This window comes from Nisaea sediminum (assembly GCF_014904705.1).
In the GTDB taxonomy this organism is placed as follows: Bacteria; Pseudomonadota; Alphaproteobacteria; order Thalassobaculales; family Thalassobaculaceae; genus Nisaea; species Nisaea sediminum.
In genome coordinates this window covers 286,785-308,049 of the sequence record NZ_JACZCQ010000003.1, presented here as the reverse complement: position 1 = coordinate 308,049, position 21,265 = coordinate 286,785, and the positions used below count along the sequence as shown (strand labels likewise).

Annotated in this window: 21 protein-coding genes; 11 read left to right on the top strand and 10 right to left on the bottom strand. The window is 59.8% G+C overall.

The genetic code is table 11. The features are described from left to right. Nucleotides 1-60: 60 nt before the first annotated feature. From IG122_RS06495 to IG122_RS06475, 5 genes are all read right to left on the bottom strand, one after another. Nucleotides 61-378: a hypothetical protein gene (locus tag IG122_RS06495; RefSeq protein WP_193181670.1), complete on the bottom strand. Its 318-nt coding sequence runs from the start codon at nucleotides 376-378 to the stop codon at nucleotides 61-63. A 23-nt stretch (nucleotides 379-401) separates the two neighbouring features. Continuing rightward, the gene (gene hflC, locus IG122_RS06490) at nucleotides 402-1,424 is read right to left on the bottom strand and encodes a protease modulator HflC (protein ID WP_193181667.1); all 1,023 of its coding nucleotides are present in this window, start codon (nucleotides 1,422-1,424) and stop codon (nucleotides 402-404) included. Continuing rightward, entirely contained in the window at nucleotides 1,421-2,485 is a 1,065-nt protein-coding gene (hflK, locus tag IG122_RS06485) for an FtsH protease activity modulator HflK (RefSeq protein WP_193181665.1), read from the bottom strand. Before hflK ends, hflC begins: the two co-directional genes overlap by 4 nt. Nucleotides 2,486-2,642: 157 nt before the next feature. Further along, nucleotides 2,643-2,933: a hypothetical protein gene (locus tag IG122_RS06480; RefSeq protein ID WP_193181663.1), complete on the bottom strand. Its 291-nt coding sequence runs from the start codon at nucleotides 2,931-2,933 to the stop codon at nucleotides 2,643-2,645. A gap of 75 nt (nucleotides 2,934-3,008) precedes the next feature. Further along, the gene (locus IG122_RS06475; protein WP_193181661.1) at nucleotides 3,009-3,155 is read right to left on the bottom strand and encodes a hypothetical protein; all 147 of its coding nucleotides are present in this window, start codon (nucleotides 3,153-3,155) and stop codon (nucleotides 3,009-3,011) included. Nucleotides 3,156-3,411: 256 nt separating this feature from the next. Here IG122_RS06475 and IG122_RS06470 point away from each other — a divergent pair, with 256 nt between their 5' ends. Then, entirely contained in the window at nucleotides 3,412-4,491 is a 1,080-nt protein-coding gene (locus tag IG122_RS06470) for a zinc-binding metallopeptidase family protein (RefSeq protein WP_193181644.1), read from the top strand. Between the two features lie 36 nt (nucleotides 4,492-4,527). Here the strand turns inward: IG122_RS06470 and IG122_RS06465 are convergent, their stop codons facing one another. Both IG122_RS06465 and IG122_RS06460 read right to left on the bottom strand, forming a co-directional pair. Then, on the bottom strand, nucleotides 4,528-5,301 hold the full coding sequence (locus IG122_RS06465; RefSeq protein WP_193181643.1) for a hypothetical protein: 774 nt from the start codon (nucleotides 5,299-5,301) through the stop codon (nucleotides 4,528-4,530). Next, a complete protein-coding gene (locus tag IG122_RS06460) occupies nucleotides 5,298-5,477 on the bottom strand; it encodes a hypothetical protein (protein ID WP_193181642.1) in 180 nt (59 codons plus the stop codon). The genes IG122_RS06465 and IG122_RS06460 overlap by 4 nt, the downstream gene beginning before the upstream one ends. 888 nt (nucleotides 5,478-6,365) lie before the next feature. Here IG122_RS06460 and acnA point away from each other — a divergent pair. Both acnA and IG122_RS24290 read left to right on the top strand, forming a co-directional pair. Continuing rightward, nucleotides 6,366-9,053 carry an aconitate hydratase AcnA gene (gene acnA / locus IG122_RS06455; protein ID WP_193181640.1) on the top strand — a complete coding sequence of 896 codons (2,688 nt, stop codon included), beginning with the start codon at nucleotides 6,366-6,368 and terminating at the stop codon, nucleotides 9,051-9,053. 324 nt (nucleotides 9,054-9,377) lie between these two features. Then, nucleotides 9,378-9,512 (top strand): hypothetical protein, encoded by a 135-nt coding sequence (locus IG122_RS24290; protein WP_264299709.1) that lies wholly within the window; start codon nucleotides 9,378-9,380, stop codon nucleotides 9,510-9,512. Nucleotides 9,513-9,717: 205 nt separating this feature from the next. Here the strand turns inward: IG122_RS24290 and IG122_RS06450 are convergent, their stop codons facing one another. Continuing rightward, the gene (locus tag IG122_RS06450; protein WP_193181638.1) at nucleotides 9,718-10,866 is read right to left on the bottom strand and encodes a hypothetical protein; all 1,149 of its coding nucleotides are present in this window, start codon (nucleotides 10,864-10,866) and stop codon (nucleotides 9,718-9,720) included. Between the two features lie 334 nt (nucleotides 10,867-11,200). Further along, nucleotides 11,201-12,997 (bottom strand): adenine deaminase, encoded by a 1,797-nt coding sequence (ade, locus tag IG122_RS06445; protein WP_193181636.1) that lies wholly within the window; start codon nucleotides 12,995-12,997, stop codon nucleotides 11,201-11,203. A gap of 262 nt (nucleotides 12,998-13,259) precedes the next feature. Here ade and IG122_RS06440 point away from each other — a divergent pair, with 262 nt between their 5' ends. The 5 genes from IG122_RS06440 to IG122_RS06420 all read left to right on the top strand — a co-directional run bounded on the left by IG122_RS06440 (nucleotide 13,260) and on the right by IG122_RS06420 (nucleotide 16,958). Next, nucleotides 13,260-13,817: a 7-cyano-7-deazaguanine synthase gene (locus IG122_RS06440; protein WP_193181634.1), complete on the top strand. Its 558-nt coding sequence runs from the start codon at nucleotides 13,260-13,262 to the stop codon at nucleotides 13,815-13,817. Next, nucleotides 13,811-14,782: a hypothetical protein gene (locus tag IG122_RS06435; protein ID WP_193181625.1), complete on the top strand. Its 972-nt coding sequence runs from the start codon at nucleotides 13,811-13,813 to the stop codon at nucleotides 14,780-14,782. The genes IG122_RS06440 and IG122_RS06435 overlap by 7 nt, the downstream gene beginning before the upstream one ends. 1 nt (nucleotide 14,783) lies before the next feature. Continuing rightward, nucleotides 14,784-15,725: a CBASS oligonucleotide cyclase gene (locus IG122_RS06430; RefSeq protein ID WP_193181623.1), complete on the top strand. Its 942-nt coding sequence runs from the start codon at nucleotides 14,784-14,786 to the stop codon at nucleotides 15,723-15,725. 155 nt (nucleotides 15,726-15,880) lie between these two features. Further along, entirely contained in the window at nucleotides 15,881-16,318 is a 438-nt protein-coding gene (locus IG122_RS06425) for a hypothetical protein (protein WP_193181621.1), read from the top strand. After that, nucleotides 16,308-16,958, top strand: coding sequence for a hypothetical protein (locus tag IG122_RS06420; RefSeq protein ID WP_193181619.1), 651 nt, complete (start codon nucleotides 16,308-16,310; stop codon nucleotides 16,956-16,958). The genes IG122_RS06425 and IG122_RS06420 overlap by 11 nt, the downstream gene beginning before the upstream one ends. A 104-nt stretch (nucleotides 16,959-17,062) precedes the next feature. Here the strand turns inward: IG122_RS06420 and IG122_RS06415 are convergent, their stop codons facing one another. Next, on the bottom strand, nucleotides 17,063-17,245 hold the full coding sequence (locus IG122_RS06415) for a hypothetical protein (RefSeq protein WP_193181618.1): 183 nt from the start codon (nucleotides 17,243-17,245) through the stop codon (nucleotides 17,063-17,065). Between the two features lie 168 nt (nucleotides 17,246-17,413). Between IG122_RS06415 and IG122_RS06410 the strand changes: the two genes are divergently transcribed. The 3 genes from IG122_RS06410 to IG122_RS06400 all read left to right on the top strand — a co-directional run bounded on the left by IG122_RS06410 (nucleotide 17,414) and on the right by IG122_RS06400 (nucleotide 21,109). Then, nucleotides 17,414-18,523 (top strand): LLM class flavin-dependent oxidoreductase, encoded by a 1,110-nt coding sequence (locus IG122_RS06410; RefSeq protein ID WP_193181616.1) that lies wholly within the window; start codon nucleotides 17,414-17,416, stop codon nucleotides 18,521-18,523. Nucleotides 18,524-19,105: 582 nt separating this feature from the next. Continuing rightward, nucleotides 19,106-20,362 carry an MFS transporter gene (locus tag IG122_RS06405; protein WP_193182649.1) on the top strand — a complete coding sequence of 419 codons (1,257 nt, stop codon included), beginning with the start codon at nucleotides 19,106-19,108 and terminating at the stop codon, nucleotides 20,360-20,362. 105 nt (nucleotides 20,363-20,467) lie between these two features. Beyond that, nucleotides 20,468-21,109 carry a peroxiredoxin gene (locus IG122_RS06400; RefSeq protein ID WP_193181614.1) on the top strand — a complete coding sequence of 214 codons (642 nt, stop codon included), beginning with the start codon at nucleotides 20,468-20,470 and terminating at the stop codon, nucleotides 21,107-21,109. The last annotated feature ends 156 nt before the right edge of the window (nucleotides 21,110-21,265 follow it).

Genomic DNA, 21,265 nt, shown 5'->3' with positions numbered 1-21,265 from the left:
GCAAGGCAGCCGCCTTGTGCCGTTGCCCCGTCTACGGGGGCGACGGATAGCACGCGTTTGCTAGGACTCGTTCCCTTGGTCCGATTTTTCCATCAGTCGGGCGAAATCGCCGAGGACCCGCTCGATGAGCTTCTGGTGGCGAGGATCGCCGGCCTCACGGGTCCGGGCATAGAGCCGTATCAGGTACTGGGCTTTCAAGGCGGCGGCCGGCCATGTCTCGGCGGGCGTCGCCTGCATTTGTGCCTCGAGTTCCTCATGACGGAGGCGCGTCATTTCCTGATCCGCCAGGTCGTCCTTCAGCGAATGCCGCCGGATGTTCGTCGCCATCAGTCCTTCGGTGCTGCGGCGGTCGTCAAGATCGACAGGATCATCTTCCATGTGGGGAAATCTCCGGTGGAGGCTCAGGGACTTCGCACGACCTTGCTCTCGCCCGGCAGCTCTTCCGGCATGTCAACTGCGCCGTCCGGATCCATGCCCTTCAGGAATTTGAACAGCTCGCTGTCCGTTGAAAGGATGATGGTCGTGTTCGACGAAATCATCGCCTTGTAGGCCTGCATGGTGCGGGTGAATTCGTAGAAGCCGACCGAGGCTGGGCTCCGGTTGTAGGCGGAGGCATAGATCTCGGTTGCCTTGGCGTCTGCCTTGCCGCGGATCTCCTCGACGGCACGATAGGCCTCGGACTGGATCTTGTTCAGGTCGCGAACGCGGTTGCCGCGGATCCTGGCGGCCTCGCCATTTCCTTCCGAGAGGAAGCGTTCCGCGATCTGCCTGCGTTCGCTGATCATGCGGTCGTAGATCTTGGGCCGGACGCTTTCGTTGTAGTTGATCCGCTTGAAGCGGATATCGAGAAGCTCGATGCCGAACACTAGAACCTTCTCGGCCGCGGCGGCATAAATCTCTTCCTCGACCAGTTTGCGCCCCTTCTGGATAGGCACCAGCGAGCCGATGTCCTGTTTGCGCTCCTCCTCCGACAGGAGCGTGTCGCGCAGGGGAACGCGGTCTCTGGTCGTGCGGATGATCTCGATTAGCTCATGTTTTGCGACGGCATTCCGGGTCTCGCTACCGAGAATGTCGTCGAGACGGGATTGCGCGCTGCGCTCGTCTTGCAAACGAAGGAAATACTGCAGAGGGTCTGTAATGCGCCAGCGGGCGAACAGGTCCACGGAAATGTAGAGCTTGTCCTTGGTTGGCATGTCGGACGGATTGCCGTCCCACTCGAGAATACGCCGGTCGATCGGATTGATGTCCTGGATGAAGGGGATCTTGACCTTCAGGCCCGCCGTCGTGACGGGTTCACCGACCGGCTTGCCGAACTGGGTGACGATCGCCTGCTCGACCTCGCTCACCGTGTAGAGTGCGTTGCTCGAAACATAGGCTCCGACCGCAAGCAGACCGGCCGCGGCGATGAGTGCGCCTTTTTTCATGGTTTCTGTCCCTGCGGTACGTCGAGATTCAGCAGCGGCAGAATGCTCCGCGCCTGTTCGTCGACGATGATTTTCGAGCGAAGCCCGGGCATGACGTCCTGCAGGGTCTCGACATAGATGCGCCGGCGTGTGACTTCGGGCGCCTTTTCGTATTCCGTTAGCAAGGCGCTGAAGCGCGCGACATCGCCCTCCGCCTCGTTTATCCGTTTCAGGCGGTATCCATCGGCCTCGCGAATACGCTGGTCTTTCTCGCCCTCGGCCAGCGGAATGACCTTGTTGTAGTCCCGGCGGGCCTCGTTGATGAGCTTCTCCTTTTCCTGCTGGGCCTGGTTGACCTCGTTGAAGGAGTCCTGCACCGGCTCGGGGGGATTGATGTTCTTCAGCTGGACCTGGTCGATGCTGATACCCATTGCGTATTTGGTCGCAAGCGCCTGCATTTTCGTCAGCGCCTCGATTTCGATCCCCTGCCGGCCGATGGTAATGACCTCATCGACAGTACGGTCGCCCACCACTTCACGCATGACGGACTCGGAGACATATCGCAGCGTTTCGCTTGGGTCCCGAACCTCGAACAAGAAGTTCTGAGGGTTCGATATCCGATACTGGATAACCCATTCGACCAGCGCTGCATTGAGATCGCCGGTCACCATCTGCGTTTCGCGTTTCGTCTCGCGGGGGCGGGGGCTCTGGTTTGGATCGCTTGCGCCCGGTGTGGAGAATCCGAATTCCTGCTTCAGCTGGCGTTTGACCGGGACGATGGTTGTTGCGTCGATACCGAGCGGCAGCTTGAAATGCAGGCCCGGTGGAACTTCTTTAAAATATTTTCCGAAACGCTGCACGACCGCGACAGAGTCGCTCGGGACGGTGTAGTAAGCGGACCAGGCGCCCCATCCGAGCAGCGCGACAAGCGCGATCATGACGGGCGTTCGCGGGCCGCCGCTCGGGATCATCTGTCTGAGGCGATCCTGTCCTTGCCGGATCATGTCGTCGATATCGGCGTCGGGCCTGGCTTTGTTGCCCCAGGGGCCGTTCGGCTCCCCGCCATTGTTCTGGTTCGGCATGTCCGGAAATCCTATTTGGAATTGGTGTCTGGCCTGATTGCGGAACCCTGCGTCTGAAACGCCGTCGAAGCGCAACAACTGCCGACTGGGGCACGGTCATCCATGCAAATATCCCAGGGTCAATATCCCGGATCCCGGATCCCGGACTCCGGGTTGCTCAGCCGGCTATTCGCGGATTTGGCGCCGCGCCCGACCCGGCGTCGCGCCTGAGGGCGTCGTCCAGAGCCGCATAATCAATCTCCAGAGTTCGCGTCGAGCCTGGATGTCCAGCTTCGGCGGGCAGGTAGATCAGCGTCTTGGTTCTGCGATAGGCACTGAATGAAGGGCCTTCCAGAAGTTCCTCGTCGGTTTCCACCTCGTAAGTGCCCGGCGGAAAGGTCTCCTTGAAGTCACCGAGAACAAAGAAGTTCTCGAAGGTCACTGTCGATTTCGTCGTGCGTAAGGTCATCGGGAACCCCCGGCCACCGGTGCTGTCGATGTGCGCACAGAGACGGAGGGGAAGGACCCCTCCGTTCCGGTGGGGTTATGCCTTTTTCGCAGGCGCGGCCTCGGCGGGATTCGTCACGGGGGCGGCAACCGGCGCGCTGTCGTCGGTAGCGGTCTTCTTTTCCTCGTCCGACTTGTCGTTGCTGGGAGCGACCTGCGATGCGGAGAAATTCTTGTAGGACATTGGAACCCCTTTCGGGTCTGGCGGGTAAAAATTTACCTGCCTTCAAATAAATGGTCATGTATTCGTGAAAATCAAGTTGGAAAATTTCTTATGTGTAGCGTTTTGTTTTTTTAAGTATATTAAGTAATTAAAGTTGTTGAAAAAGATGATATTCGTTTCAGGGCGGATAAATTTTGAGAAATATATTAATTTATCGCGTCGGATTTTCATCCATGCCGTATCGTATGCGTAAGCTCGCCTGGGGTGAGTCACATATATGAAGCTGTTCGAATGCCAAAATTGCGGCCAGCGTCTTTATTTTGAGAACACGTTGTGCGAGCGCTGTGGCCATCTGCTGGGTTACCTCGCGGAGCAGGTGACATTGAGTGCGCTGACCCGGGCCGGCGGCGAAACTTGGCGTGCGTTGGCAATGCCGGGCGAATGCTTCAGGTTTTGCGCTAACGCTGCTCATAATGCGTGCAACTGGCTCGTTCCCGCCGCCAGCAAGAACGTCTTCTGTCGCGCGTGCGAGCTCAATCGGACAATCCCCGATCTCGACTCGCCTCGCAATCGTCTGCTCTGGCGGCGTTTGGAGTCGGCAAAGCACAATCTTGTCTATGGCCTGATTCGTTTCAGACTGCCGCTTTCAAGCCGGTTCTCAGATCCTGAGCGCGGGCTTGCCTTCGATTTCCTGGCCGGTCCTGACGACTCATTTCAGGCACAGTCGCAGGTATCAACAGGACATGCCGCGGGTGTGATCACCATCGATATCGCGGAGGCCGACCCTGCCGAACGCGAGCGTAATCGGCAGGATATGCTGGAGCCATACCGAACTCTCCTCGGTCATTTTCGCCATGAGATCGGCCATTACTACTGGGAGCGGCTCGTCCACGACGAAGCCCGGCATCGGGCCTTCCGAGCGGTGTTTGGCGACGAGCGCCAAGACTACGTAAAGGCATTGGACTCGCACTACCGAAATGGACCCCGGCTAAACTGGCAGGAACAATATGTCAGCTGTTATGCGGGAGCCCACCCTTGGGAAGACTTCGCAGAAAGCTGGGCGCACTACATGCATATCGTGGACACTCTGGAGACCGCGGCGAGCTTCGGGGTCCGCGTGCGGGCGACGGCCGGCCGTCATCCAGTTCTAGAGATGGAAATCGACTTCGATCCCTACGAAGGTCGGGACTTCGATGCTTTGATGGCGGCTTGGTATCCGCTCACTTATGCGGTCAACTCTCTCAACCAAAGCATGGGGCAGCCCGATCTCTACCCCTTTGTTTTGGCACCTGCAGCCGTGGGAAAATTGCGGTTCGTTCACCGGTTGATCCACGGATTATGCGGGACCGGGGAATAGATGTGACGTCCTGAATGCCGCTCCTTCGAAAGAAAGTCACGGCGTTGTTTTTGGCGGTGCCTGCAAGGTGACATGCACCTGGTCGGAGTGCAGGAACATATCGGAAAGCGCCCTGTGAATGGCTTTTTCCGCGTCTATTCTGACGAAGTAATCGCCGAGAAAGCGGCCGTTCCTTGTGACATTCCAGATCCCCGACTTCCTGACGATCCTGAAGCGGTTTTGCTCGGCCTGCCGAAAGGCTGGGACAGGCGCTCTGCGGGTCTTCTCCGGTTCATGCCTTGCCGGGGATGCCGGAGGTACGATGACGGAAAGGTATGCCGGTTGACACATTTTTGTGATGGTTTTGATGAACTCGTCCGCGTAGCTCGCCGTATCGGTGAAGTCGTGCTCCGATCGCTCAAGCACGCCGGGGCGGCTGAAAATGCTGCGAAGGCGATCCAGATATCTTGGCTCTGTCTCCGCCATCTGCGCGATCAAGCATTGCAAAATTTTCTCGTGTGCCAGAACCCGTCGCTCGATATCCGTATTTTCAACCGGGGCGTACCGCCCCGATTTGCGACTGCCGGACTCCGCTTTAACCGAAGTCCTGGTCCTGCTTTTGCTGGACGGTTCGTCAGCCTCATTATTCGCCGGCTTGCCGGATGACGGCTCGCCTGGCTCGTCGGTCCTGACAAGCATGCCGTCGCTGTCGCCGCGCTGCTCCGCGATTTCATCAAGTTCCGCCTGGCGACCGAGCAACTCTTCTCCCGGACCGTGATTGGCGGGGGAGACTGTCCGTTCTTCCGGGCGGACCTGCGTCAGATTGGTCATGCTTGAACTCCGGCATTTCGCCGCAGCGCTTCCGCAATCGCATCTTCGAGCTTCGTGTAGCGGAAATTTCCGAGTCTGAAATATTCGACCGTCTCTCTCGTGATTCCGTATCGGGCCGTTTCGTCTTCGTCAGGAGTCGAAGGTAATGGCATTTGAGTTGGGCGGTTGGGCTGCATGACGTGTTCTCCCGTTTGGACGGATGATGGAATTCTGGCGCGAGTGTCTCTGGTGACCTCGCAGACATTTGTCGCGCGCATCGCTGAAACTGCGGAGCCGCGGGGCTCCGCTGCGCGGACAGATGCGCGGTCTGATTGGCGCCGCTTTTTCTGTTGTGGGCGCTGAACGGATGGAGAAGCCTCCGGTTCAGGTACCTATGGTTTCTTTGAGCGCGCGGCTTCGGCGGGCTCGGCTGCCGGCTTGCTTTTGGCTTCCGCAGGTTTTGTTTTGTTGTCCGGCATGGTGTTGCTCGGCGTGGCGTGCAATGCGTTGAATTCTCTGTAAGACATCTCAATTCCAGTCCGGTTTCGCGGCAATAATTTTGCCGGCACAAAATAAATGGTGATGATGATATAATAATCAATATGCGAGTATTTATTTATTTTTTAGAAATTATTTGAGATTTTGTATAATGGTCGATTTTATTTTTGATTATCCTAAGAGTTGTATTACTGGGTGGTGTTTTGATTAATGGAGTATTCCTCAAAGGATTCTGTCGGCGTGATCCGCAAGATTGCTCGTGCAGCTTGGAAACCCTAGGGTTCGGGTAGCGGATTGTTCCGGTCGCGGGTCGACACCGCGGCGGAGCGGCGGAGCGCCGAGGCAAAGTCGCGGAGCCGGTCCGGGACCGGCGCGATGACGGTCTCGCGGATGCGGGACGGAGTTTTGCAAAATGGCCACCCCGTTCAGAGCCATGTCCGTCGCACTCCGGACTGGCACTCGGCTGCGGAATTTTCTATAAACGGGGCGCGCGGTCCGGAGCGCTCTCCGCCCGCGCCACAAAGACTAATGGGAGAGACCGGGCCGAGGCGCTCCTCGGGCGGCCGCCATCACCGATTCAATAGGAGATGACCGTGACTGCTGGCCAAGACAGTCTGAAAACCCGGCGTACGCTCAAGGCGGCCGGAAAGAGCTACGATTACTACAGCCTCGAAGCTTTCGCCGATGCCGGATATCCGGAGATTCGCAAGCTTCCGTACTCCCTGAAGGTCCTGCTCGAGAACCTGCTGCGTTACGAGGACGGACGCACGGTGACCGTGGACGACGTCAAGGCGCTCGCCCAGTGGGTCAAGGACAAGAAATCCGACCGCGAAATCGCCTATCGCCCGGCTCGGGTCCTGATGCAGGACTTCACCGGCGTTCCGGCGGTGGTCGACCTCGCCGCCATGCGCGATGCCATGACGCAGCTCGGCGGCGACCCGGAGAAGATCAACCCGCTTTCTCCGGTCGATCTCGTGATCGATCACTCTGTCATGGTGGACGCCTTCGGCGGCCCCGATTCCTTCAAGAAGAACGTCGACCTCGAGTTCGAGCGCAACGGCGAGCGCTACGAGTTCCTGCGCTGGGGCTCCAAGGCCTTCCGCAACTTCCGTGTCGTCCCGCCGGGAACCGGCATCTGCCACCAGGTGAACCTGGAGCATCTCGCCCAGACCGTCTGGACCAAGGATGAGGACGGCAAGACGATCGCCTATCCGGACACGCTGGTCGGCACCGACAGCCACACCACCATGGTGAACGGCATGGCCGTGCTCGGCTGGGGCGTCGGCGGCATCGAGGCGGAAGCGGCCATGCTCGGCCAGCCGGTCTCCATGCTGATCCCGGAAGTCGTCGGCTTCAAGCTGACCGGCAAGATGCCGGAAGGCGCGACCGCGACCGACTTGGTGCTCACCGTCGTGCAGATGCTGCGCAAGAAGGGCGTGGTCGGCAAGTTCGTCGAATTCTACGGCCCCGGCCTGAACGAACTGCCGCTCGCCGACCGTGCGACGATCGCCAACATGGCGCCGGAATACGGTGCCACCTGCGGCTTCTTCCCGGTCGACCAGGAATGCCTGAACTACCTCCGGCTGACCGGCCGCGAGGACGACCGCATCGCGCTGGTCGAGGAATATGCCAAGGCCCAGGGCATGTGGCGGGACGATGCCCAGGAGCTGGTCTTCACCGACACGCTCGAACTGGATCTCGGCACCGTGGTGCCGTCGCTCGCCGGCCCGAAGCGTCCGCAGGACCGCGTCCTGCTGACCGAGGCGGCGCCGGAATTCGCCAAGGCCTTCAAGGATCTCGCCGGCGGTGTTGCGCCGCGTGACATCCCGGTCGAGGGCGAGGATTACACGCTTTCCGACGGCGACGTCGTGATCGCGGCGATCACCTCCTGCACCAACACCTCCAACCCCTACGTGCTGATCGCGGCGGGGCTCGTCGCGCGCAACGCGGCGGCCAAGGGCCTGACCCGCAAGCCGTGGGTCAAGACCTCGCTCGCGCCGGGCTCCCAGGTGGTCACCGACTATCTGGAGAAGGCCGGCCTGCAGACCGAGCTCGACAAGCTCGGCTTCAACCTGGTCGGCTACGGCTGCACCACCTGCATCGGCAACTCCGGACCGCTCGACGCCCATATCGCGGAAGCGGTGGAGAAGGGAGATCTGGTCGTGACCTCGGTGCTCTCCGGCAACCGGAACTTCGAGGGCCGCGTCAACCCGCACGTCAAGGCGAACTATCTCGCCTCGCCGCCGCTGGTCGTCGCCTATGCCATCGCCGGCAACCTGAACGTGGACCTCTACAAGGACCCGCTCGGCAACGATCCGGACGGCAACCCGGTGTTCCTCAAGGACATCTGGCCGACCAACCACGAGATCGCGGAGGTCGTGCACAAGAGCGTCTCCCGCGAGATGTTCCAGGCGCGCTACGCCAACGTCTTCGAGGGCACCAAGGAATGGCAGGCGGTGCAGACCACCGGCAGCCTGACCTACAACTGGAACGACGGCTCGACCTACGTCCAGAACCCGCCCTATTTCCAGGGCATGTCGATGGAGCCGGGCGAGCTGGCCGACATCACCGGCGCCCGCGAACTCGCGGTGCTCGGCGACTCGATCACCACCGACCACATCTCTCCGGCCGGTTCGATCAAGTCCGACAGCCCGGCGGGCGACTATCTGCGTGAACGCCAGGTCCGTCCCGTGGACTTCAACGCCTACGGCGCGCGCCGCGGCAACCACGAGATCATGATGCGCGGCACCTTCGCCAACATCCGCCTGAAGAACGAGATGGGCGGCGGGCTGACCGGCGGTCTGACGGTGCACTATCCCTCGGGCGAGACGATGCCGATCTACGACGCGGCGATGCGTTACCAGAAGGACGGCGTTCCGCTGGTCGTCATCGGCGGCAAGGAATACGGCACCGGCTCCAGCCGCGACTGGGCGGCGAAGGGCACCCGTCTCCTCGGCGTCGGCGCGGTGATCGTTGAGAGCTTCGAGCGCATCCACCGCTCCAACCTCGTCGGCATGGGCGTGCTGCCGCTGCAGTTCAAGGACGGCCAGAACCGCGAGACCCTGGGCCTGAAGGGCACCGAGACCTTCGACATCACCGGCATCGCGTCGGGCATCACCCCGCGCATGGACGTGCCCTGCAAGATCACCTACGCCGACGGTTCGGTGAAGGAGATCACGCTGCTCTGCCGCATCGATACCGCGGACGAGGTGGATTACTACCGCCACGGCGGCATCCTGCAGTACGTCCTGCGGAACATCGCGAAAGCGGCGTAACGTTCCGGCGACGGTTTGCATCGAATAGGGAAACGCCCGGCTTCGGCCGGGCGTTTTTCGTTGGGATGCCGCTCTGTTCCCGCAGAGCTCTGGACGTCATCCCGGCCGCAGCGCCGGGACCTTGTCAAACGTCGGGCTCGACTACTCCCAAAGGTCCCGGATCAAGTCCGGGATGACGATGAAGAGAGAGCCGCGATCCCTCTGGCAAGTCCCTGCGGATATGCCAATATATGCGCCGTCTGCCGTCTTCGACGGGCAGGTGATGGTTGCAGCCGCCATCATGCCGTTCCGGCACCGGGTCGCTGCCGTTTGGAAGGACATATCATGGGCAAGGGCAACAACAGGCGCGGCAACAAGGAAGCCAAGAAGCCGAAGAAGGAAAAGGTGAAGGTCCTCGCGACCGCAAACTCCTTCACGCCGAAGCCGCTCGCCTCCAGTACCGCGAAAAAAGGCAAGTAACCGCGGGGCGGGACTCGCTCATCGGATAAGGAAACGCCCGGCTTCGGCCGGGCGTTTTTCGTTGGGGGATGCGTCCCCGTTCCGCGCATGCTCTGGACGTCATCCCGGCCGGCAGAGCCGGGACCTTGTCGAACGTTGGATCCGATCCCTCGGAAGGTCCCGGATCAGGTCCGGGATGACGATCGGAATGGCGGCCGTGACCGCATCACTTAACGCCTTGCGTGATCACGCCCCACATGAAGTCGAACTTGTTCGATCCGAGCAGCGGCTGTTCCAGAGGCCGGCCGGTGGGGTTGTAGGGCAGCATGTTCGATGCGGCCGGCGCGACCTTGCCGCTGGCGTCGAAGGACGCATAGACGTGGCAGCCGATGCAGGAGGACGCGGCGACCGTGCCGTTGCCGACAATGCCCTCGATCACCGAATTGCCGAGCACGAACGGGCGGCCCCCCGGGGTCGTATAGTCGGTCATCGTCGCTTTCATGCAGTAATGCGTCCAGACCTCGTCGAGACCCTCCTGCCGGAACAGCTCGAGCAGCACGGGGGTCTTGGCGCAGGCGCCGTAGCCGGCGTTCATGTCGCGCAGGTTGGCGTCGACCACCGGTTTCACAGCGCCGAAACTGTCCGCGCAGCCGATGAAATCGCAGCGGCCGGGATTGTTCTCGTGCTCGAAGGAACCCCAGACCCAGTTCGGGTTCTGCTTCGTGCTGACATGAAGCGAGAGCAGGGCATATTCCACGCCGCCGGAGGTGTTGGTGTAGTAGGCCTCCCGCACCTTTTCCCTGCTGTCGAGCCGCGGCAGCCACTTCATCAGGTCCTCGACCGGCGTCCAGTCGCCCTTGACCGAAATGGCCGTCGCCGGCATCTGGATATTCAGCGTGTCGAAGACCTTGGCGCGGCCGGCCGGAGTGTTTAGCCCGTTCTTCGTTATGTAGTCCCATTGCGGCTTGTTGCGCTTGGTTTCCTCGGCGATGCAGGCGGTCGGCGGGAAGTTTCCGGTCGCCGCACCCGGCGGCTGAGTGCAGGCGACATCGATGGGCTGCAGGCCGCCATGCCCGTCCGTCGATTGCAGGCTGAGCTGGAGCTTCTTCTCCGCGTCCGGCGACGGCCAGACCGGAGTGTCGCTGAAGGTGTCGTGGTCGGAGGCCCAGGTCTCGAACAGGACCGGCGACTTCCGGCCCTTGTCATAGGGGCGGACGAACTTGACGAACTCGCGCCAGATATACTCGTCCGACATCATCGAGGTGCCGTCGACCGGCCCCTGCTTTGCGCGGATGCCGGCGCTTTCGGAATGGGCGGCGGACGCTGCGCAGGAAAGAGCGACACCCAGCAGGACGGGCAGGAACAGGCGCGTCATCTCTCGATCCTCCTTTGATTATTGCAAGCAATAATAGAAAAAATGGCGCGCCAGGTCGAGTCGGATTCCCGCGGTGCCGGGATGACGATGAAGAGAGAGGGATGGCGGGCCACACCGTCGGCCAGCTCTGGACGTCATCCCGGCCGCGGAGCCGGGACCTTGTCGAACATCGAGCGTTGTACTGCGAGAGGTCCCGGATCAGGTCCGGGATGACGGCTTGTGTTGGACGTCATCCCGATGAAAATCGGGATCCACTGTGGCCCGGGAGTGCGGGTTGCGAGAGTGGATCCCGACGTGCGCCGGGATCACGGCGAAGGGTGAAGAGGGGCGACGTCTACCCCTCGATCAGCTCCGTCAGCTCGAACTTCGTGACATCCACCAGCCCGAGATCGCTGATCCGGAGCTCCGGGATCACCGGGAGCGCGAGGAGCGAGTGCTGCATGTAGGCGTTGTTGAGCCGGCAGCCGCATTCCTCCATCGCCTCGACCATGCGCTGCGCCTTTGCCGCGACCTCCGCCGCCGGGCGGTCCGACATCAGCCCCGCGATCGGCAGCTCGACCAGCGCGGTCTCTTCGCCGTCCTTCCAGACCGTGACCCCGCCGCCGACCTCCCCGAGCCGCATCGCGGCCTGCGCCATCAGCGCCCGGTCGGTGCCGACGACGATCATGTGGTGGCTGTCATGGGCGACGGTGGAGGCCATCGCCATCCTGCCCTCGTAGCCGAAGCCGGAGACGAAGCCGTTCACCACCCCGCCGGTCGCGCGGTGGCGCTCGACCAGCGCGATCTGGCAGACGTCTTTTTCGACGTCGCCTTCCACCACCCCGTCCACCACCGGCAGCTCGGCCGTCAGCGCCTTCGTCGGCGCCTGGTTCTCGACCACGCCGATCACCTTCGCCGTCACCGCGTTCGCGCCCGCGGGCGCCGGGATCTCGAAATCGCCGGCCCGGAGCTGCTTGCCGAGATGCACCGTCCGCCGCACGTCGGCCGGCCAGTCGTAATGCGGGCACTCGACCGTGATCTTGCCGCCGATGGCCACCGTCACCCCGCGCGCGAAGACCTCCTCGATCGGCAGGGTGCGGAGATCCGAGGTCAGGATCATGTCCGCCCGCCGTCCGGGGGCGATCGAGCCGAGCTCGCGCTCGAGGCCGAAATGGCTTGCGGTGTTGATCGTCGCCATCTGCAGCGCGACCAGCGGGTCGCAGCCGCAGGCGATCGCGTGGCGCACCACCCGGTTCATGTGCCCCTCATGCACCAGCGTGCCGGAATGGCTGTCGTCGGTGCAGAGGATGAAATTGCGCGGATCGAGGCCCTTTTCGGTGACCGCCGTGATCTGGCTCTCGACATCGTACCAGGCGGAGCCCAGCCGCATCATCGAGCGCATGCCGTTGCGCACCCGCGCGATGGCATCCGCCTCCGCCGTGCCCTCGTGATCGTCCGCCGCGCCGCCCGCGACATAGGCGCTGAAGGCGGCCCCCCGGTCGGGCGAGGCGTAATGCCCGCCGACGGTCTTTCCGGCATTCATTGTCGCCGCCATCTCCGCCAGCATCTGCGGATCGCCGTTGATCACGCCCGGAAAGTTCATCATCTCGCCGAGCCCGATGATCCCGGGCCAGTGCATCGCCTCCGCCACGTCCCCGGCGCCGATCTCGAAGCCGGTGGTCTCCAGCCCGGGGGCGGAGGGGGCGCAGGAGGGCATCTGGGTGAAGATGTTGACCGGCTGCAGCAGCGCCTCGTCATGCATCATCCGGACGCCCCGGAGCCCGAGCACGTTGGCGATCTCGTGCGGGTCGGTGAACATGGTCGTGGTGCCGTGCGGGATCACCGCGGCGGCGAACTCCGCCGGCGTCAGCATGCCGGACTCGATATGCATGTGCCCGTCGCAGAGCCCCGGGATCAGATACCGCCCGCCGCCGTCGACCACGCGCGTTTCCGGTCCGATGCAGTGCGCCGCGTCCGGCCCCGTATAGGCGAAGCGCCCCGCGGCGACCGCGACCTCCCAGTCCAGCACCTCGCGGCTGTGCACATTGACGAGGCGGATCTTGCGGATGACGAGATCCGCGGCGGAGCGTCCGCCCGCAACGGCGACGAGACGCGGGGCGGCTTCGGGCCAGGATTTGAGGGGGAGGGGCATGTGTGGTTCCTGACTTCACAATTCGCAAATTAACAAGATCGAACATCTTCTTACTGAAATGGGAGCGCAACACCCTCTTTCCTCGCCAAAATTTGTCCAGCGTGGAGTTTGCCGTTTAGAAAGTCAGCAATTGAAATCCGCACGAAATAGGCGAAAATAGCTAAGCAACTTCATGCAAAATGCACAGCAGAGCTAAAAACGTGGAGTTGGGTCGCAATTCTGAAACTACTCCCGTTAGCCCAATACGAGGGAAACGCCCATAATGCCAGAACCGGTACGTGCAACAGTCCTACTAAGCGGCGGTGTCGATTCAACCGCATGTGTGCACTATTTGATTCAGCAAGGATTTAATGTTGATGCAATTTTTGTAGATTATGATCAAGCCGCAAGAGAATTAGAATCAGTATCGTCAAAAAAAATATCCGATTATTTCAATATAAACTACCAGAAAATAAAATTATCTGGGCTTTCTTCATCGGGAGTCGGCGAATTAGTGGGAAGAAATGCGCTATTTATATTTTTAGCGCTTTTTACTACTCGTGCAAAATCGGGGCTTCTGGGGCTGGGTTTGCACGCGGGTACATCATATTTTGACTGTTCGCCTAAATTCCTAGAAAGCGCCGGGCAGTTTGTAGCTGAGCTGACAGATGGGCAGGTATCGCTTGTCGCCCCATTTCTGAATTGGGGGAAAGGCGATGTATACGAGTATTTTATAAATGCAGGGTTGCCATTGAATATTACATACAGCTGTGAAGCGGGAACGACACCGCCTTGCGGAGAATGTTTGTCATGTAAAGATAGGAAGGAGTTAAGGTGTTAGCGAAGCGTCGGTCAATAAAAATAAATGATTTAGAAGTCGTCCAAACGCCTTTGCTAGTTCCTTCTTTTTCTAGCAAAGGATTTCCGGATTTAAATAAAATTGTAAGATATTGCTCAGAACTCATTGACAAGGCGGCCTTGTTCAGCGCGTATGATTTTCACTATGAAAAAATAAAAGAGAGCATTGATTTTCCATCTCTAATTTTTCTGGATAGCGGCGGATACGAAGCCTCTAAAGACAAAGAGTTGTCTGATTTTGGAGACAGGGAGCACACTCCGCAGGCTTGGAACAAGGACATGTACAGGCAGCAAGTTGAAGTATGGCGTCCGAGTGTTCCTAGTATCGTTATTAGTTACGATCATCCTAAAGAAAAAATTAGTATAAGAGAGCAAATAGAAAGGGCGAATGAAACTTTCTCATCAAGATCAGATATAGGTAAAGAAATACTTCTAAAGCCGGAGAAGGAAACGCAGACTTTGCTGCCTATGCATGAAGTCATAAAAAATATACATCATTTACATAGCTTTGATGTAATCGGATTAACGGAAAAAGAGGCCGGAAATTCGATTCTCGATCGAATGAAGAATATAGCAACTTTGCGTCGGGAATTAGATCGGGTGGGGTTGGAAACGCCAATTCACGTTTTTGGAAGCATGGATACGGTTACGACGCCCATGTACTTCATGGCTGGTGCGGATGTGTTTGATGGTTTGACTTGGCTTCGCTTTGCATTTCTCGATGGGCAAACAATTTACAAGCAAAATTATAGTGCAATAAAATGGGGTATTTCTACGAAAGCACACATAATTGACGTCCGATGTTGGAATGAAAATTACTACTATATTCAAAATATGGAGTTGGCAATGAGGCGGTATCTCAATGCGGGGGATCCAGATTCATTTCAATTTCATTCAAAAATGTTCAAGTCCGCATATGAAAATCTGATTGAAGCTCTGGAGGATTGAGATGGGCGGCAGTGGCGGGGGTGGAACATTCGTTCATCATTCACCTGAAAGACTTCAGGATTTAGTTCGTCGCGAGGAAGATAAGACCCGGAATGTGGCTTTTGAAACTGCATTGGCGGGAGAGCTTTCTGGTCTTCTTGGCTCATACAACTCGCGTGACGTTGAAGCTATTAGAGAACGATTGGAGGACCTTACTTCCGCTCTTGAAGGGCGAATTGATGGAAAGCTAGATCAGCTATTCGGTGGATCAGTCGCTAAGCATACATATGTTGATGGGCTTAGTGATATTGATTCGCTGATTATAGTCAATGACAGCAGTGTTAGCGAGCATTCGCCTTCACAGATAATTTCAATGATGAAAGATATAATTTCGGAATATTTGGGGGATAAGGCTTTGGTGACTGCTGGGAGGATGGCCGTTACCATTGAGTATCGTGACGGTATGGTGATTCAACTCCTGCCAGCATTGAAAACAGAAGATGGGAACCTCCGTGTCCCTTCATCAAGGCGGACTGACGAGTGGTCAAAAATTAATCCGATTTCGTTCCAGGAGGCTCTAACGAGTCGGAATTTTGAATGTGGAGGGAAGCTCGTCCCAACAATTAAACTCGCGAAAGCCATCATTGGGCAGATACCAGAAGCACAGAGACTTAGTGGTTATCATGTTGAGTCGCTCGGTATTGCAGCATTCCGCAATTATGAAGGCCCTACGACAACTCCGGCCATGTTGCCGGCTTTTTTTGAGAGGGCTCGCGAATTGGTCCTGCAGCCTATACGAGATAGTACGGGGCAATCGGTTCATGTAGATGAATATCTTGGGCCTGCAGGAAGTGAAGCACGGCAGGCGGCGAGCCATGTACTTGGGCGTCTCGCGAGGCGTATGCGGAATGCGACAGCGGCCGAATCGATTGCGCAGTGGCGGTCAATGTTTGGGGGCGACTAGTGATTGGTGAGGATGGGGTTAGGTCAGAGGTGGATAGGATTAGGCGCGTCTCTGACATGCTTTGTTCGGGGCATTCTGGGCTTCATACTAGGTATTTATATCAAGCCTTTTTGTTAGATATTTGCATTTTAGCTTTGTCGACTTGGATGGTGGCGTTGGCTTTTGTTGAGCCAGCGTTGAGTCTGAAATTGACGCCGTTGGATTTAGATACGCGACTTTGGTTGGGTTTCTTAAGTATCGCTACTTTTTTTGCGACCATTGTCCAATTTAAGACCGATTGGAAAGGTAAAGCTGATGCGCATAAGCGTTCTCTGCAGATATATGCTGAAGTGAAACGTGAAGCAGGATATCTACTCGCTTCACGAGATTTGGATAAGGATTCGGTGCGTAGAGTGTTGGCCCGATATGACTTGGCGGCTGCCGTCGGGATACCCGTCCCAGAAGGCGATTTTCTTCCACAAAAACGCAGGCATAAAATGAAAGTTGCGCTAAGCCGGCATCTGGATTCGCACCCAGGGGCTTCGCTTTGGCTGACGCAGTTAAAATTTTGGTGGCGAGACAACGTCAAATCTGGTGCTGACAATGAGCGGTGATATTTCTACCGCAATTTCAATGTTTACTGCGGCCACGGACTACGCGTTTGGTGCAGGTTTCGAAGATGAGATTGAATGGCAGAAAAACATCGAATTTCATAATTTCTCAGAGAGTGACCTTTTGCGAGAATCGGCATGGGTTATTCTTTGTTCCGGTTTTAAAGAACAGATAGTTAGATCTGTTTTTGATTACATATCGCTATGTTTTTGCGATTGGGAATCCGCAGAAGAGATTGTAAAAGCGGATCCATTTTGTAGAATTTCAGCCTTATCGGCTTTCAGGAATTCAGCAAAGTTAGAGGCGATTTCTCGATGCGCTGAGAAAATCTACTTTGAGGGCTTTGAAAGCGTGAAGCGTCAAATTTTTTTATCACCATTGTCATATTTGCAAGAATTTGACTTCATAGGTCCTGTAACAGCAAAGCATTTAGCAAAAAATCTTGGTATGAACATCGCGAAACCGGATCGACATTTGTTTCGACTGTCAGAGTGTTTCGGGTTTCGGGATGCGGATCATCTTTGTTCTGAACTAGCGCGTGTGACTGGCGAAAAGAAGAATGTAATAGATTTGATAATTTGGCGGTATTTTGCAGGGTGTCATGAAAGCAAATTATGGTTGGTAGGAAATAATTTTGCGTGAGGTAATTTATTTTTTTTCTTCTTAAAGAATGACAAAAATTGGGATGAATTAGGGGGTGTCGCTGACTTAGCCCGACCTCCGTCGGTATGACGTCTCGGCCCCACTCACTCGCCGCCCCCGTCACCGCCTCCATCTCCATCGAAGTCGAAGAAGCCGCCTTCGCTCCCGCTGCCGAACTCGCCGCCGGTTGAGCGCCCGGGATCCTTCTCCATCTGCATCAGCCTGTAGCAGGTGATGCCGAGGCCGAGGAAGAAGATGAGGATCAGGGCGAAGGGGAGCGTGGTCATCCGGGCACCTCTGCGAAGGTTGCGGCAGCCTCTCCCGAACGCGCGTCGGGACCCGTCCTCTTTATCACGCAATGGAACCACTGTCCTGACGGGGTTCGCGCTTTGGCGCCGTTCCGCGAGGTGCTAGCCTTCGTTTGTATACAAAAATAAAATCAGGGAGGCTCCCCCATGGCCAAGCTCGGCCTGTTCATGATGCCGCTGCATCCGCCGGCGCGCGATTTCCATATTGTGCTGCAGGAAAACCGGGAGCTGGTGAAGCTCGCGGACCGGCTGGGATACGCCGAGGCCTGGATGGGGGAGCATTACACCTCGACCGCCGAGCCGGTGACCTCGCCGCTGCTGTTCAACGCCTCGCTGATCGCCGAGACCGAGAACATAATCTTCGGCTCCGGCGTGATCTCGCTGCCGCAGCAGCATCCCGTGGTGGTGGCGGGGCATGCGGCGCTGTTCGACCATCTCGCCCGCGGGCGCTTCATCTTCGGGATCGGCTCGGGCGGGCTCTCGAGCGACTGGGAGATCTTCGGCAATCTCGACCACAAGGCCCGCGCCATGGCGATGGTCGAGTCCATCGACCTGATCCAGAAAGTCTGGTCGGAGGACCCGCCCTGGAGCCACGAGGGGGAGCATTTCACCGCGCGCATGGCGGACCGGGTGCTGCCGGACTACGGCATCGGCCGCTTCATCCGGCCCTACCAGCAGCCGCACCCGCCGATCGCCGTCTCTGTGCGCGGGGCCAATTCCATGACCGCGCATTTCGCGGGGCAGCGCGGCTGGTGCCTGCTCTCGGGCAATTTTGTGCCGTCCTCCGACATCGCGACCCACTGGCCGACCTATGCTGAGGGGGCGGAGCAGGCGGGGCGGCGCGCGGACCCCTCGGTCTGGCGCGTCGGCCGCTCCGTGCTGATCACGGAGACGGACGCGCAGGCGGAGGAGATCCTGAAGGATCCGGACGGGGTCTTCGCCTGGTATTTCCGCTATCTCGGCGCGCAGGGCCAGCTCGCGGCGGGGACGAAGCCGGAGGAGATCGACTGGGAGACGGTGCAGGCCGACGCGATGCAGAAGGCGGAGGATTTCGTCATCGCGGGCTCGGCGGAGACCGTGCTCGACCGGCTGGTCGCCTTCCGCGACGAAATCGGCGATTTCGGCACCCTGATGCTGACCGGGCACGACATGGAGGGATCGCAGGAGATGTGGCACCGCTCCTTCACCCGGATGGCGGAAGAGGTCTGGCCGAAGCTGAACGCCTATATGGAGAGCCGGCGGGCGGCGGCGGAGTAGGGGGCTCGTTCGGCGCTCTGCGTCCCGCTCTTTCCCTCCATCACCCTAAACAAAGGTCGTCATTCCCGCGCACGCGGGGACCCAGGGATCCAGGGCACCGCTCTACGCTCCCTGGGTCCCCATTTGCATGGGGATGACGACCTTTTTTGTGTTTGGGTGGGGGAAAGAGGGCCCGGCTTCCGAATAGACCCCGGCTCCCCCCCATTTCCGCCACCCGGGCGGAGGCCGGGCCCCAGGGATCTTAGGGCGCCGCCCGTCTCCCCCTGGGCCCCGGCCCCCGCCGAGGTGACGACCTGAAAGAGGATCGAGATACAGCGCAGCGGTATCACTCCCGCGACCGTCATCCCGGACCCCGATCCGGGATTCACTGGTGAAACCGCGCCCGTCTTTGGCAGTGGATCCCGACGTGCGTCGGGATGACGGCGGAGGGGGCGAGGCGAGGAGGCACCCCCGCCCGTTCCGATCCGGCGCGGGAGCGCTGCGAAAGCGGCGGTGCCGCGTCCCTCGCGCCGCGCTATCATGGGCATCGCTCCGGTGTCCTGCCGGGGCCTCGGCATCACTGCGTAATTCGGGAGAACGGCACTGAACGGGACGGCGTCCCCTGAACGGACATCCGGCGGCGGCGATGCGGAAAGGCGGGCGTCTGGTCCGCTTTCCCTGATCGCCGACCCGACCTTCCGCAAGCTCTGGCTGATCGGCGTGCTGATGGGCGCGATGCGCTGGCTCGAGCTGCTGGCGGTCGGGGTCTGGGTCTACGACCTGACGGACTCGCCGGTGCTGGTCGCGCTGATGACCCTGCTCCGGATGCTCCCGATGGCGCTGTTCGGTTCGGTCACCGGCGTGATCGCCGACCGGCTCGACCGCAAGCTGCTGCTGATCTTCTCGCTCGCGCTGATGTGCGGGACGGCGGCGGCGCTGGCGCTCTCGGCCTGGGCGGGGACGCTCGCGCTCTGGCAGGTCGCGCTCGGCGCCTTCCTCTCCGGGCTCGGCTGGTCGACCGACCTGCCGGTCCGGCGCACGATCCTCGCCGAAAGCGTTGGGCACGGGCGGCTCGGCCCGGCGATGTCGATGGACAGCGCCTCCAACAACGCGACCCGCATGGTCGGCCCGATCGCCGGCGGCGGGCTCTATGCCGCCATCGGCATGGCCGGCACCTATGCCGTCGCCGCGCTGTTCTACGGCGTCGCCGTGCTGCTCGCCTGTCTCGTCGCCTACCGCGCGGCGGAGAAGGAGCCGCGGCCGTTCACGCTGCTCGGCGATCTCCGCGAGGGCTTCGCCTGGCTCCGGCAGAGCCGGGCGCTGATGGGCCATCTCGGGATCACCATCATCGTCAATCTCTTCGCCTTTCCCTATGCCTCGATGGCCCCGGTGGTCGGGCGCGAGACCTTCGAGATCGACCCGGTCAGGATCGGCCTGCTGCTCACGGTCGAGGGGGCGGGGGCCTTTGCAGGCGCCATGCTGATCGCCTTCGTCGCCGTGCCCGACCGCTACCGGCGGATCTATCTCTGGGGCTCCGTGCTGTTCGTCTTCTGCATCCTCGGTTTCTCGCTCGTCACCAGTTACGGGCTGGCGCTGGCGATCCTCGCAATCGGCGGCTTCGGCATCGCCGGCTTCGCCTCGATGCAGAGCGCGATCATGTTCTCCGAGGCGCCGCCGGAGATCCGCTCCCGGCTGATGGGCATCCTCTCGGTCTGCATCGGCAGCGGCCCCGTCGGGGTGCTGCATGTCGGCTGGCTCGCCTCGCATCTCGGCGGCTCGGCGGCGCTGACGGTGATCGCGCTGGAGGGGCTGGTGGCGATCGCCGTGCTGGTCTGGAAGGTGCCGGAGCTGCGGCGCTAGGGAGGGGAGGGCGAGGGCGCGCTCTGCCCCCGTGACTTAGTCACCGACGCCGGCTCGTGTGCCCGGCATGCTCCGGCATCGCATTCCCTGCACCGGAGAATTTCCATGACCGACACCCCCCGGCTTCCGCGCCTCAACGAACAGGCACCGGATTTCGACGCGCCGACCACCGACGGGCGCCGCACGCTCGCCGACTACAAGGGCAAGTGGCTGATCCTCTTCTCCCATCCGGCGGATTTCACGCCGGTTTGCACCACCGAGTTCATGGCCTTCGCCCGGCGGGCGGAGGATTTTGCCAAGCTGAATTGCGAGCTGCTCGGCCTCTCCATCGACAGCCACTATGCGCACATCGCCTGGATGCGGAACATCAAGGAGAATTTCGGCGTCGAGATCCCGTTCCCGATCATCGCCGACCTCTCGATGCAGGTCGCCCAGGCCTACGGCATGATCCAGCCGGGCGCCTCGGACACCTCCGCGGTGCGGGCGACCTTCCTGATCGATCCGGAAGGCATCCTGCGCGCCATGGTTTATTACCCGATGACCAACGGCCGCTCGATCGACGAGTTCTACCGCCTGCTGCAGGCGCTGCAGACCTCCGACGCCAAAAAGGTGGCGACGCCGGAAGCCTGGCAGCCGGGCGAGCCGGTCATCGTGCCGCCGCCGGCGACCGCGGCCGCGGCCGAGAGCCGTGCCTCGGAAGGCTACGAGACCACCGACTGGTATTTCTCGACCAAGACGATCGCCTGAGCGGTCGGCTCGGGTGCGGCGTCGGTGATTAAGTCACCGACGCCGCATCTTTTCCGTGAAAGGCTGATTCACATCAACAGCCCAGACTCAGAGTTGTGTCTTGAATATCGGGCTGCCCGCCGTTGCGGCGGAAGCGGCCAAAGGTCCGGAGGAAAC

What these genes read in the sequence shown, in the direction of transcription:
- IG122_RS06415 (WP_193181618.1), bottom strand. Translation starts at nt 17,245, where the DNA reads ATGACCACGCTCCCCTTCGCCCTGATCCTCATCTTCTTCCTCGGCCTC.
- ade (WP_193181636.1), bottom strand. Translation starts at nt 12,997, where the DNA reads ATGCCCCTCCCCCTCAAATCCTGGCCCGAAGCCGCCCCGCGTCTCGTC.
- IG122_RS24290 (WP_264299709.1), top strand. Translation starts at nt 9,378, where the DNA reads ATGGGCAAGGGCAACAACAGGCGCGGCAACAAGGAAGCCAAGAAGCCG.
- IG122_RS06440 (WP_193181634.1), top strand. Translation starts at nt 13,260, where the DNA reads ATGCCAGAACCGGTACGTGCAACAGTCCTACTAAGCGGCGGTGTCGAT.
- IG122_RS06470 (WP_193181644.1), top strand. Translation starts at nt 3,412, where the DNA reads ATGAAGCTGTTCGAATGCCAAAATTGCGGCCAGCGTCTTTATTTTGAG.
- IG122_RS06410 (WP_193181616.1), top strand. Translation starts at nt 17,414, where the DNA reads ATGGCCAAGCTCGGCCTGTTCATGATGCCGCTGCATCCGCCGGCGCGC.
- IG122_RS06430 (WP_193181623.1), top strand. Translation starts at nt 14,784, where the DNA reads ATGGGCGGCAGTGGCGGGGGTGGAACATTCGTTCATCATTCACCTGAA.
- hflC (WP_193181667.1), bottom strand. Translation starts at nt 1,424, where the DNA reads ATGAAAAAAGGCGCACTCATCGCCGCGGCCGGTCTGCTTGCGGTCGGA.
- IG122_RS06460 (WP_193181642.1), bottom strand. Translation starts at nt 5,477, where the DNA reads ATGCAGCCCAACCGCCCAACTCAAATGCCATTACCTTCGACTCCTGAC.
- IG122_RS06400 (WP_193181614.1), top strand. Translation starts at nt 20,468, where the DNA reads ATGACCGACACCCCCCGGCTTCCGCGCCTCAACGAACAGGCACCGGAT.
- hflK (WP_193181665.1), bottom strand. Translation starts at nt 2,485, where the DNA reads ATGCCGAACCAGAACAATGGCGGGGAGCCGAACGGCCCCTGGGGCAAC.
- IG122_RS06495 (WP_193181670.1), bottom strand. Translation starts at nt 378, where the DNA reads ATGGAAGATGATCCTGTCGATCTTGACGACCGCCGCAGCACCGAAGGA.
- IG122_RS06420 (WP_193181619.1), top strand. Translation starts at nt 16,308, where the DNA reads ATGAGCGGTGATATTTCTACCGCAATTTCAATGTTTACTGCGGCCACG.
- IG122_RS06465 (WP_193181643.1), bottom strand. Translation starts at nt 5,301, where the DNA reads ATGACCAATCTGACGCAGGTCCGCCCGGAAGAACGGACAGTCTCCCCC.
- acnA (WP_193181640.1), top strand. Translation starts at nt 6,366, where the DNA reads ATGACCGTGACTGCTGGCCAAGACAGTCTGAAAACCCGGCGTACGCTC.
- IG122_RS06480 (WP_193181663.1), bottom strand. Translation starts at nt 2,933, where the DNA reads ATGACCTTACGCACGACGAAATCGACAGTGACCTTCGAGAACTTCTTT.
- IG122_RS06450 (WP_193181638.1), bottom strand. Translation starts at nt 10,866, where the DNA reads ATGACGCGCCTGTTCCTGCCCGTCCTGCTGGGTGTCGCTCTTTCCTGC.
- IG122_RS06475 (WP_193181661.1), bottom strand. Translation starts at nt 3,155, where the DNA reads ATGTCCTACAAGAATTTCTCCGCATCGCAGGTCGCTCCCAGCAACGAC.